Here is an 11506-nt window from a genome sequence, read left to right as displayed (position 1 = left end):
AGAGCAAAATCCGTGCTTTTACGAATAAATATTTGTATTTATGAATTATTGTTAGTATAATTGCATTGTTTGTAATTATTCATGGGCGTTCGCCCACATAATAGGAGGAATATTATGAAGAAGACATTAGCAGTAGTATTGACAATGAGTCTTGCACTTGCATTCGTTGGATGCGGCAAGCAGGAAGTAACAGAAGTTGCTGAAACAGCTACTGAGGCAGTTAGTGCAGTAGAAGAGGCAGCAACTGTAGCTGAGTCTGTAGCAGCTGAAGTAACAGAAGTTGCAGAGACAGCAGATGATGCTAAGGCAGAAGGCGTTATGACATACGCTGAGTATGCAGCAGCTGAACTCGATTCAGAGGTTGTAGTTGAGACTTATGTACAGGCTAAGCAGTCATGGTGGGAAGACAAGGCAACATTCTACACACAGGATCAGGATGGCGCTTACTTCATCTATGAGATGGCTTGCTCACAGGAAGATTATGACAAGCTTGTTCCTGGAACAAAGATCAAGGTTTCAGGTGTTAAGTCTGAGTGGTCAGGCGAGGTTGAGATTGTAGACGCTACTTTCGAAATCGAGGATGGCAATTTCGTAGCAACAGCTAAGGATGCTACAGACCTTCTTGGCAAGGATGAGCTTGTTGATATGCAGAACCAGCTCGTATCTTTCTCAGATATGACAGTTGAGGCAGTTGCTTACAAGAATGAGCAGCCTGGTGATGACATCTACGTTACACTTTCTAAGGACGGAGCAAACTACGAGTTCTGCCTTGAGTACTATCTCAATGGTTCAGACGAAGAGTTCTACAACCTTGTTGGCGGACTTGAGGCTGGTCAGACTGTAGACGTAGAGGGCTTCCTTTACTGGTACGAGGGTGCTAACCCACACATCACAAAAGTTACAGTAAAATAATTATTATTGATTCAAAGATTTAACCGACGACTAGGGAGGCACAGCTATCATGGCTGTGCTTCCTTTTTTATGCACAGGCCCGCATGCTACAAACCTTTTGGCAGAATGGTGTATAATGAGTTTAGTAACCGATGTAGATTTCTTTTGGATGAGGATCACCAGATGGTAAAAGAAGTACATATAGATACTTTGGAACAATTGTTACCTCTTTTAACTGAACAGGAATACAGGGCTGATCTGGACAGAAACAGGAGCCCTTACATATACAGAGGCATGTCGGATTCTTCTTTTCCGATGTATACCAGTCTTAGCAGAAATTGTAAGAGTAGACAGAATCACCTGGAGCCCGCAATTCTGGAGAATTTTGCCAAGTATGCCATAAATGACGAGCCTTCGATCGGATCTTCCGTATGGAGGCAGATGATTCTGGGACAGCACTACGGCCTTCCCACAAGGCTTCTTGACTGGACTCAATCAGCGCTTGTTGGTCTTAACTTCGCTATGACAGAGGAAAACCTGGAGGACATGGACAAGCATGACTGCATGGTCTGGCGAATCAATATGTCAGAGATGGTTGAGCTGCTTCCCAACAATTATAAATATGCCGTTTACGATAAGCACTCCACCATTTTTACAGTTGACATGTTAAAAGAGCTGACGGGAAACAGCCTTAAACAGTACGACAGAGACATGGGTGATTCCGCCATGGTGATTATTGAACCACCCTCACTAAACCAGAGAATCATCAATCAGCATTCTTTCTTTGCTGTAGTACCAATGGGAATCGATGATATCGAGGGCTTCCTTAATAAGAATACCAAGGACACCGTCAAATACGTGATCGATAAAGACCTTCGCTGGAGAGTAAGAGACATGCTGGATCAGCTCAACATGAGTGAGCGAATCGTATACCCCGGATTAGAGGGTTTATCTAAATGGATAGCTAGACATTATTACGTTAAATGAGAAAATTAATTTGGAGGAAACATGCAAGGACCAACCATAACCACAGATAAAGTAGAAACCGTACTCGACAAAAAATACATCCGTGTTTTTGACCTTCAGTACAAAGAAGGCGCCCATTATTTCGACGCAACAAGGCGCCCACTGGACAACATTGTTGCCACCAAGTCTGAAGAAGAGTTCAAAAAGATGCTTCCGGATGCTGTTAGCTGCGTTGTTATAATAGAACTTCCCGGCAAGGAGCCGCAGCTTCTTTTATCCTATGAATACAGATATCCCGCTGGAAGATTCCTTCTTAGTGTTCCTGCAGGACTTATGGATCCGGAGGATAAAAATGAGGCAGATCCCATTGCCACTACTGCAATCAGAGAAATCCATGAGGAGACAGGAATTGTAGTCGATGAAGACAAAGACAGCGTATCAGTGATCAATCCTCTTCTTTTCAGTACTCCAGGAATGACTGATGAAAGCAATGCGCTGGTCAAGGTAATCCTTAGAAGAGATAATCTTGATGAAATGAACCAGGAAGGCTGCGAAGGTCCTGAATGCTTCAATGGTTTTTCTCTTGTCACCAAGGAAAAGGCCAGAGAAATACTTAAAAACTGCGTAGATGATAACGGACATTTCTACTCTGTATATACCTGGGCAGCACTTATGTACTTCGTTTCTGATATGTGGAAGTAATATGTGGTGGACACCTTTAGATAGGTGTCCATTTTTTATTGGATAGATTTCTTTTCAAAAAATGTATCACTATAGATGCACATTCTTTCTTGTCAGATATAAAGTTTTAATGTCTGTAGACCGATATACAGATTAGAGAAATCATAAACTGTATCCTTATGCGTGGAAAACGCATTTTACATGTATATGATGTAGTTCTTTTGACGGCAGGGAAGCAAAAACAGAGACACACTCTGAGAAATGGAGGGAACCATGAGTAATATTTCTGAGATAACAGCAGCGGGAAGTTCCGGCGCGTATGAAGCTGTTAAAAATTCCGGTACAAAAGAAGGTAGTGGCGTTAAGAGTGGAAACTACGGCAAAACCATCGGCAAAGCCCAGTTAAGCGAAACCGGCGCCAAGTACTACGAAGAGCTCAAGAAGAAGTACTCCAATATGGACTTTGTTCTTGTCAGCAAGGATATGAAGGATTATGCTAAGCAGAATGCTTCTTCCTTCGGCAATGCCAACAAGATGGTTGTCCTTATTGACGAGGAAAAGATTGAGAAAATGGCTACAGATGAGAACTTCAGAGCCAAGTATGAAGGACTTATTGCAAGAGCACAGTCTCAGATGCCTCAGCTCAAGTCTCTGGCAGAGCAGCAGGGTAATGTGAAGGCCATTGGAATGCAGGTTAATGACAACGGCACAGCATCCTTCTTTGCTGTTATGCAGAAATCTTCTCAGGACATGACTCAGAAGCTTGCTGAAAAGAGAGCTGCTAAAAAGGAAGCTGAAAAGGCTGCAGAGAAAAAGGCTGCCAAGAAAGAGCAGGCTGAGGAGTTGCAAGAAAAGATCAAGGATAAAGCAACTCAGAAGACGGGAGAAACCAAGAGCTGGGATGAGATTGAAAATGATGATGATGTAGAGATTATCATGGCTAGCTCAGTTGAGGAACTTAAGGCTAAAATTGAGGCATATAATTATAACCTTCGAGCTAACAGTATTCAGACTCCGGAGGAGAAATTAGTGGGCCAGAGCATTGACTTTAGGGGATAGTCAATTGATAATAATATTATAGAGTATAGTTGTGCATGATATTTTGAATGTGTTGGGGGCAATATGTACAAGATTGCAATATGTGATGATGAGAAGAGCTCTGCTGCTGAGGCGGCAGAGCTTTTAGAAAAATATAAAACAGCTCATCCAAGACTGGAGATGAGTGCCGATATTTTCTATACTTCCCTTGATCTTTTGGATGCCATAGAAAAGACCAGTTATGACATCTATCTTTTGGATATTTACATCGACAAATTAAATGGCATAGAAATTGCCCAGTCCATCCGTAAAAAAGATGAGAACGGGCAAATAATTTTCATGACTTCTTCAAATGCTTTTTACAAGGAAGCCTTCAGGATTCACGCAGTTCATTATCTTGAAAAGCCTATTTTGAAAGAGGATTTTTTTGATGCCATGGACAGAGTATGCCAGGAACAGGAAGTTCGTTTTCTTGTGGTGAGAGAAAGCGGAGAAGTAAGAAGAATCCCCATTGATGACATAATCTACGTAGAGTCTGAGGATCACTACAAGAGAATTGTCACCGACGCTAAGACTTATTTTGTCAGAAGCACAATGCAGACCATAATGGAAGACATTGGGGAAGACTATTTTCATGCCCTCGGAATGAAGACCATTGTCAATCTTAAAAGAGTTCTCAAAATAAATAAGGATACTCTTTCTATGGAAGACGGTGCAGAATTCTCGGTTCCGAGAGGTACCTACAGACAGCTAAGTGAACTGATTTTGAAATATACTTTTTGAAATAAAAAACTCTGCGACTAAAACGCAGAGCAAAAGCGGAGTTGAGGGGATTTGAACCCCTGCGCCGGACGAGCCGACCTACCGGATTTCGAATCCGGACCCTTCAACCACTTGGGTACAACTCCAAAAGGTGCTTTGAATGCAGACTCAAAGCGCCTTTTATTATACTTTTTTAATTATTCCTAGTCAACCGGATAGCTTGGCATGCGCCCTATTATTTTGTATAATTATGAGTAGTATGTGCGTTTACAAATGAACTTTTTCAAAGGAGGCCTTTTCACGATGATGAGAATTGGTATGTTGACTAGTGGTGGCGACTGTCAGGCTTTGAATGCAGCAATGCGCGGCGTTGTTAAGTGTATTGCGCACAGCGGTGAGCAGGTTGAGTTCTATGGCTTTTTAAATGGCTACAGAGGACTTATCTACAGTGATTTCAGAATGCTCACATCCAAGGATTTTTCAGGAATCCTGACCAAGGGTGGAACTATTTTGGGAAGTTCCAGAACACCTTTTAAGACCATAAGAGAGCCTGATGAGAACGGTCTTGATAAGGTTGAGGCGATGAAGCAGAACTATTACAAGCTTCAGCTTGACTGCCTTGTTGTACTTGGTGGTAATGGCTCTCAGAAGACGGCTAACCTTCTCAGTCAGGAAGGCCTTAATGTGGTATCTCTTCCCAAGACCATTGATAATGACCTTTGGGGAACAGATATGACCTTTGGTTTCCAGAGTGCAGTAGATGTTGCAACACAGGTTATCGACAACATCCACACAACTGCGGATTCTCATGGCCGTGTATTTATTATAGAAGTAATGGGACACAAGGTTGGATGGCTTACGCTTAATGCAGGACTTGCAGGTGGCGCGGACGTTATCCTTATTCCGGAAATCCCTTATGATATCAACAAGGTTTGTGAAGCTATCGAGGCAAGAGATAAGAGGGGCAGCAGGTTTACTATTATTGCTGTAGCTGAGGGCGCTATTTCCAAGAAGGATGCCAAGCTTTCCAAGAAGGAACTGAAAGAGAAGATGGCTGACTACAAGTACCCTTCCGTTTCTTACGAAATTGCTGAAGCTATCCAGAACAAGACAGGACATGAAGTTCGTGTCACTGTTCCCGGACACATGCAGAGAGGTGGAGCGCCTGATCCATACGACAGAGTATTTGCTTCCCGTCTCGGTGCAGAGGCTGGTCAGCTTATTCTTAATAAGGAATATGGCTATATGGTAGCATACAAGAACAGAGAAATTGTTAAGGTGCCTCTTGAAGATATTGCAGGCAAGCTCAAATACGTTTCTCCTGATGCCAGCATTATTCAGGAAGCCAAGATGCTTGGAGTATGCTTTGGGGATTAAGAATTATGATAGAACATGTATGTTTATATAGTTAGCATACATGTATTACTGCTATGAAAGCTTGATAAATAGTTATGATAGCAGGGCGGGAGTAAAAAGTTTTAATGGGTTATGTAGCACTTTATAGAAAATTCAGACCACCGGTCTTTGAAGATGTCAAAGGCCAGGATCACATAGTTACCACACTCAAGAATCAGATTAAATCAGATAGAGTTGGACATGCTTACCTGTTCTGCGGAACTCGCGGAACAGGTAAGACTTCTGTTGCCAAGATTCTTGCAAGAGCCGTTAACTGCGAGCATCCTGTGGATGGCAGTCCCTGCGGTGAATGCGACATGTGCAAAGAGATTGCAGCCGGCAACAGCATGAACGTTATCGAGATTGACGCTGCTTCCAACAACGGTGTGGATAATGTCAGAGAAATTATCGACGAGGTTTCCTACTCACCAACCAAGGGCAAAAAGAAGGTATACATTATCGACGAGGTTCACATGCTCTCAACCGGAGCTTTTAATGCTCTGCTAAAGACATTGGAAGAGCCTCCGTCCTATGTAATGTTCATTCTTGCTACAACCGAAGTGCAGAAGCTTCCTATCACAATTCTGTCCAGATGTCAGAGATATGACTTCCACAGAATTACCATTGATACCATAGAAGCAAGGCTTCGAGAAGTTGTGGATGCAGAAGGAATCAAGGTTGAGGAGAGAGCTCTTAGATATGTGGCCAAGACTGCTGATGGTTCCATGAGAGATTCACTTAGTCTCCTTGATCAGTGCATAGCGTTCAACTATGGTGAAGAACTTACCTACGACAAGGTACTTAATGTCCTTGGAGCTGTTGACACTGAAGTCTTTAGCCGGCTCTTTTCCGCGCTTTATACTCAGGATGTAAACGGCGCGCTGACTCTGCTTGCGGATATTGTAATTCAGGGTAGAGAACTTTCGCAGTTTGTAAATGACTTTGTCTGGTATCTTAGAAATCTCATGTTGGTACAGGCATCAGATCAGATGGAGGATGTTATTGATATATCTTCCGATAATCTGGCAGCTCTCAAGGAGCAGGCAAATTCAGCGGACATTGATACAATTCTTCGCTATATAAGGGTCTTTTCCGAGCTGTCATCTCAGATAAGATACGCCTCACAGAAACGTATACTTATTGAGATCACACTGATCAAGCTTTGCAAGCCTCAGATGGATGATGGTGAGGGCGCTTTCGAGGATAGAATCAGGATCCTTGAGCAGCATGATGAAGACAATGGCAAGCTTCTTAAGGGAATTCAAAACGGACAGGTTGCAGTTTCTTTATCCGGAGCAGGTCCTGTAAGCGGTCAGCAGATGGGAACTCCCAAGGCTAAAAAAGTTTTGGACAGGGCAGTACCTGAGGATATCAAAAAAGTTGTCAGCAACTGGCCGGGGCTTCTGATGAGAATGGATAACCCGATGAAGACCTACCTTCAGAAAGCCAAGCTAAGTCTTGGAAATGATGATACCCTGCAGATAGTATTTGACAACAAGCAGCTTGCCGAGAAGTATTCAAAGGGCGAATCACAGCAGGAACTTCAGGATTTCCTGGATGACGCTACAGGCAAGCATATTGTATTTGAAACAAGATTTTTGGAAGCTCAGCAGGTCTTTGAAGAAAATTATGTTAACCTGCAGGCTATTAATTTTGATATAGTAACTGAGGATAGTGAAACGGAGTAATTCGTATATCTATATATTTTTTGACTTGTAAAGGAGAACTTTAAAATGGCAAAAAGAGGTGGATTTCCAGGTGGAGGAATGCCTGGCAATATGAGTAACTTAATGAAGCAGGCTCAGAGAATGCAGCGTCAGATGGAGGAGAGCCAGAAGGAGCTTGAGACCAAAGAGTTTACTGCTAAGGCAGGTGGCGGAGCAGTAGAGGTTACTGTTTTTGGAAGCAAGCAGGTTAAATCTGTAACTATTTCACCTGAGGCAGTTGATCCTGATGATGTTGAGATGCTTCAGGATATGATCGTGGCAGCTGTTAATGAGGCAATGAAGCAGGCTGATGAAGCCAGCGGGGCTCTTGTTAATAAGATGACCGGCGGACTTGGCGGAGGATTTCCTTTCTAATGGAGCTATACAGCGGACATATTAATAAGCTGATAGATGAGCTGTCTTCTCTTCCCGGAATCGGTAGCAAATCAGCCCAGAGACTTGCGTTTTATCTGATCGGTCTTCCCAAAGACAGGGTACAGAGACTGGCAGATTCAATTGTGGGAGCCAGGGAGAATGTACATTACTGCAAGGAGTGCTGTACACTTACAGATGATGATATCTGCCCTATCTGCAGCAATCCAAACAGAGACCACAAGACCATCATGGTTGTAGAAAATGCTAGAGATTTAGCAGCATATGAGAAGACTGGCAAGTTTGAAGGTGTTTATCATGTATTACATGGGGCAATTTCCCCTATGCTCGGCGTGGGCCCTGGAGATATCAGATTATCTGAACTGATGCAGAGGCTCCAGTCTCAGGAAGTTGACGAGGTTATCGTTGCAACCAATTCAAGTCTTGAAGGCGAGACAACAGCTATGTACATCAGTAAACTGATCAAGCCGACAGGAATCAAGGTTACAAGAATAGCCAGCGGAGTACCCGTTGGAGGAGATCTTGAGTATATTGATGAAGTAACGCTGCTTCGTGCGCTTGAAGGCAGAACCGAGCTTTGACAGATTCGTTTTTGATATTGGCAATTGGTAATTATTTAGAACATTTACATAACTATGACCTACAGTGATTAGCTAAGATTAGGAGGAGAACATGTCAGTAACAAAGGAGTTGTTTGGGAAAACACAAAAAGGTGAGGAAGTATACGCTTATCATATTTCTAACAGCAAGGGCGTAGAGGCGGTTATTCTGAACTTTGGCTGTACAATTAAGAATGTATTTGTACCTACAAAGGATGGCGGCAAGGTAGACGTTGTTCTTGGATATGATACAGTACAGGCTTATGAAGACAATGATTGTTTCCTTGGTTCAACAGTTGGACCAACAGCAAACAGAATTGCCGGCGCCAAGTATACAATCGACGGAAAAGAGTTTAATCTTCCGGTAAATGACGGCCCTAACAATCTTCATACTGATATGAGCATCGGATTCCATAAGCGTATCTGGGATGCAAAAGAGAACGAGAACTCAGTAGAGTTTACTTTGAAGTCAGCAGATGGCGATATGGGATTTTCGGGAAACAGAGTATTTACTCTTACATACTCACTTGATGAGGATAACAACCTTGAGCTTCACTACCATGCAACCAGCGATGCCAAGACACTTATCAATATGACCAACCATGTTTATTTCAACCTCGGCGGACATAATGCAGGCAGCATTCTTGATCATGAGCTTATGCTTAATGCATCCAAGTTTACTCCTGTTATTGATCGCGCAGCTATTCCAACTGGAGAACTTGCCGATGTTGCTGGAACAGTATTTGATTTCACCAAGTCCAAAGAGATTGGTAAGGATATAAATGCAGATGTTGAGCAGCTTCAGTGCGTTGGCGGATACGATCACAATTTCTGTGTTGATGGAGCTGAGGGAACTCTTCGTCAGGCAGCTTTAGCTAAATCACCTAAGAGCGGCATTACACTTAAGTGCCTTACAACACTTCCGGGAATCCAGCTTTATGTTGGTAACTTCCTTAAGAGTAAGGTTGGAAAAGGCAACACAGAGTATAAGCCAAGAGATGGATTCTGCCTTGAGACACAGTTTTATCCAAACTCAGTTAATCAGGCAGGCTTCCCTGATCCGATCTTTGGACCTGACAGAGAATATGACTGTGTGACTGTATATCAGTTCAATTAAAAATATGTGCAAAGTACAGTGTTCCTTAAGAATTTCTTTTGGCACACTGTATTTACTTATAGGAGGAGAATTTTGGCAGAAGTCAGAGATTTTAGTTCGTATGCCAGAAAACAGAATAACAATAATGGCGTAGACACTTCCGGTGGAGAGTCTTCTTATAAGGAAAAGATACGTAGCCATAGATTAAGGGTATTCTTTAGAACAGTTATAGTCGCAGCGATAGTTCTTTTTGCTGTTATTACAATTTACGTCAGCTGGCGAGACGAGGAATATTCAGAGGCAAACATTACATATGATGCTACTTTAACTAATGGTTTGGATTCTAAGGTTATCAATCTTGCGGGATCTATCGTGCAATATAGTAAAGATGGTGTCAGCTGCTATGGCTCAAGCGGCCAGCCTATATGGAATCAGACCTATGAAATGCAGAATCCGATTGCCCATACCTGCAATTCAGTGGTGGCAATAGGTGACTACAACGGACATCATATCTATGTGAGTAACACAAGCGGGGCCTTGGGCGTGGTTGACACAAACCTTCCTATCAGAGACTTTTGCGTGTCATCTCAGGGGGTTGTGGCAGCAGTCCTGGATGGCACAGATGTTACCTGGATATATCTGTATGATTGCGAAGGAAATACCCTTGCAAGTTTTAAGACAACAATGAAGGACAGCGGATACCCTATAAGTATCAGTCTGTCTCCTAATGCAGAGCTTCTGTGCGTTTCATATTTGTATCCTGAAGAGGGAGCACTCCAGACTAGCGTGGCTTTCTTCAATTTTGGCTCTGTCGGTCAGAACTCTATTGATAATTATGCCAGCGGATATGATTATCCGGGAGTAGTTGTTCCTTATGTGCAGTTTATGAACGGAAGTACAGCATTCGCTTTATCCGATGACAGAATAATGTTTTATACCGGCGATCAGAAACCTGTTAGCAGGTCTGAGAGCCTTATGGGGAATGAAGAGATTAGATCTGTATACTTCAACGATAGCTACGTGGGACTTGTGTTTATGAACAGTTCTGATGAGGGCGATTATCGTTTGCAGGTTTATGACACTCAGGGGGAACTGGTTCTTACTACATATTTCGATACTGTGTATTCTGACATAATCTTTAAGGACAAACAGATTATTATCTATAATGAAGACGAATGCATAATAAAAGATATGACCGGGCATGACAAGTATAAAGGAAACTTCACTGAGCCGGTAAAGGTTATGATTCCAACTAATATTCGAAGCAGATTTACTCTTGTAACAGCCAAGAATGTTGTGACCATGAATTTGAAGTAACAAGGAGAAAGCAGTGGCCGGATTTGATATATCACAGATAATAATGACTGTGGTTGTGGTGTGTTTGATACTTTGGAGAATGTCATATGGAATAAACAATGGCCTGTTTGCGGAAGCAGCAGGCCTTATTGCTGTAATAGCCTCATTTATTGCGGTGTATTATTCCATTAATATAGTAAACAATGTGATAAAAGTTAATCTTGGAGATGTGATTCCAAAGATAGGATATCTTCTGGTGGCGTTTTTGGTATATAAAATAATGATTTCTATATCAGAAGCCTTCAGAAAAATAAAAAATATTCCGATAATTGGAACAGTGGATCGATTTCTGGGGGCAATCCTTGGAATCGCAGAAGCTGTCCTTATCATAGCCCTGATTGAGTATGCGACAAATATCGAAATTGTAACCCCTGTTTTATCAACATGTTATCAATTAGTATTACTCATTCAGAAAAGTTTTATAAACAAATGAAAAAAGTTATTGCAATAATAAAATCGCTTTGCTATAATAGCACTTGCCCGTTGCGAGAGGGCAGCTACCCACACAGAAAGAGGCTTTGACCCAGTAGCTGTTTTCGAAAGGGCAAAAATCTTTTTAAAAAGTTGTTGACAAGAACTTGAAGCTGTGATATTCTAAATGAGTTGCGGCTGAGAGCTACAAC

At 42.3% G+C, this 11506-nt stretch carries 12 protein-coding genes and 1 tRNA gene; 12 read left to right on the top strand and 1 reads right to left on the bottom strand.

Annotation, left to right across the window (positions count from 1 at the left end; translation table 11 throughout):
• Window positions 1–114: 114 nt before the first annotated feature.
• The 5 genes from G613_RS0115645 (at window position 115) to G613_RS0115620 (ending at window position 4359) form a co-directional block, all read left to right on the top strand.
• Window positions 115–912: a hypothetical protein gene (locus G613_RS0115645; protein WP_035774830.1), complete on the top strand. Its 798-nt coding sequence runs from the start codon at window positions 115–117 to the stop codon at window positions 910–912.
• 162 nt (window positions 913–1074) lie between these two features.
• Window positions 1075–1878, top strand: a complete 804-nt coding sequence (locus G613_RS0115635) for an FRG domain-containing protein (RefSeq protein ID WP_029233515.1) — start codon at window positions 1075–1077, stop codon at window positions 1876–1878.
• Window positions 1879–1899: 21 nt separating this feature from the next.
• Entirely contained in the window at window positions 1900–2559 is a 660-nt protein-coding gene (locus tag G613_RS0115630; RefSeq protein ID WP_029233514.1) for an NUDIX hydrolase, read from the top strand.
• Between the two features lie 252 nt (window positions 2560–2811).
• Window positions 2812–3597, top strand: a complete 786-nt coding sequence (locus G613_RS0115625) for a DUF6033 family protein (protein ID WP_242826163.1) — start codon at window positions 2812–2814, stop codon at window positions 3595–3597.
• 63 nt (window positions 3598–3660) lie between these two features.
• On the top strand, window positions 3661–4359 hold the full coding sequence (locus G613_RS0115620) for a LytR/AlgR family response regulator transcription factor (RefSeq protein WP_029233512.1): 699 nt from the start codon (window positions 3661–3663) through the stop codon (window positions 4357–4359).
• 36 nt (window positions 4360–4395) lie between these two features.
• Here G613_RS0115620 and G613_RS0115615 read toward each other — a convergent pair.
• A tRNA-Ser gene (locus G613_RS0115615) sits at window positions 4396–4484 on the bottom strand.
• A gap of 157 nt (window positions 4485–4641) precedes the next feature.
• Between G613_RS0115615 and G613_RS0115610 the strand changes: the two genes are divergently transcribed.
• From G613_RS0115610 to G613_RS0115580, 7 genes are all read left to right on the top strand, one after another.
• Window positions 4642–5715, top strand: coding sequence for a 6-phosphofructokinase (locus G613_RS0115610; RefSeq protein ID WP_029233511.1), 1074 nt, complete (start codon window positions 4642–4644; stop codon window positions 5713–5715).
• A 104-nt stretch (window positions 5716–5819) separates the two neighbouring features.
• Window positions 5820–7421 carry a DNA polymerase III subunit gamma/tau gene (gene dnaX / locus G613_RS0115605; RefSeq protein ID WP_029233510.1) on the top strand — a complete coding sequence of 534 codons (1602 nt, stop codon included), beginning with the start codon at window positions 5820–5822 and terminating at the stop codon, window positions 7419–7421.
• A gap of 45 nt (window positions 7422–7466) precedes the next feature.
• A complete protein-coding gene (locus G613_RS0115600) occupies window positions 7467–7814 on the top strand; it encodes a YbaB/EbfC family nucleoid-associated protein (RefSeq protein WP_029233509.1) in 348 nt (115 codons plus the stop codon).
• Window positions 7814–8413 carry a recombination mediator RecR gene (recR, locus tag G613_RS0115595; protein ID WP_029233508.1) on the top strand — a complete coding sequence of 200 codons (600 nt, stop codon included), beginning with the start codon at window positions 7814–7816 and terminating at the stop codon, window positions 8411–8413. The genes G613_RS0115600 and recR overlap by 1 nt, the downstream gene beginning before the upstream one ends.
• A 91-nt stretch (window positions 8414–8504) precedes the next feature.
• Window positions 8505–9548 carry an aldose epimerase family protein gene (locus tag G613_RS0115590; protein ID WP_029233507.1) on the top strand — a complete coding sequence of 348 codons (1044 nt, stop codon included), beginning with the start codon at window positions 8505–8507 and terminating at the stop codon, window positions 9546–9548.
• Window positions 9549–9620: 72 nt separating this feature from the next.
• On the top strand, window positions 9621–10844 hold the full coding sequence (locus tag G613_RS0115585; RefSeq protein WP_029233506.1) for a DUF5711 family protein: 1224 nt from the start codon (window positions 9621–9623) through the stop codon (window positions 10842–10844).
• A gap of 13 nt (window positions 10845–10857) precedes the next feature.
• Complete coding sequence (locus tag G613_RS0115580; RefSeq protein ID WP_029233505.1) at window positions 10858–11316, top strand: CvpA family protein; 459 nt, start codon at window positions 10858–10860, stop codon at window positions 11314–11316.
• Window positions 11317–11506 lie beyond the last annotated feature (190 nt).

This window comes from Butyrivibrio sp. VCB2006 (assembly GCF_000420945.1).
Classification (GTDB): domain Bacteria; phylum Bacillota; class Clostridia; order Lachnospirales; family Lachnospiraceae; genus Butyrivibrio.
This window is presented reverse-complemented; position numbering and strand designations above follow the sequence as displayed.

What these genes read in the sequence shown, in the direction of transcription:
- G613_RS0115645 (WP_035774830.1), top strand. Translation starts at nt 115, where the DNA reads ATGAAGAAGACATTAGCAGTAGTATTGACAATGAGTCTTGCACTTGCA.
- G613_RS0115635 (WP_029233515.1), top strand. Translation starts at nt 1,075, where the DNA reads ATGGTAAAAGAAGTACATATAGATACTTTGGAACAATTGTTACCTCTT.
- G613_RS0115630 (WP_029233514.1), top strand. Translation starts at nt 1,900, where the DNA reads ATGCAAGGACCAACCATAACCACAGATAAAGTAGAAACCGTACTCGAC.
- G613_RS0115625 (WP_242826163.1), top strand. Translation starts at nt 2,812, where the DNA reads ATGAGTAATATTTCTGAGATAACAGCAGCGGGAAGTTCCGGCGCGTAT.
- G613_RS0115620 (WP_029233512.1), top strand. Translation starts at nt 3,661, where the DNA reads ATGTACAAGATTGCAATATGTGATGATGAGAAGAGCTCTGCTGCTGAG.
- G613_RS0115610 (WP_029233511.1), top strand. Translation starts at nt 4,642, where the DNA reads ATGATGAGAATTGGTATGTTGACTAGTGGTGGCGACTGTCAGGCTTTG.
- dnaX (WP_029233510.1), top strand. Translation starts at nt 5,820, where the DNA reads ATGGGTTATGTAGCACTTTATAGAAAATTCAGACCACCGGTCTTTGAA.
- G613_RS0115600 (WP_029233509.1), top strand. Translation starts at nt 7,467, where the DNA reads ATGGCAAAAAGAGGTGGATTTCCAGGTGGAGGAATGCCTGGCAATATG.
- recR (WP_029233508.1), top strand. Translation starts at nt 7,814, where the DNA reads ATGGAGCTATACAGCGGACATATTAATAAGCTGATAGATGAGCTGTCT.
- G613_RS0115590 (WP_029233507.1), top strand. Translation starts at nt 8,505, where the DNA reads ATGTCAGTAACAAAGGAGTTGTTTGGGAAAACACAAAAAGGTGAGGAA.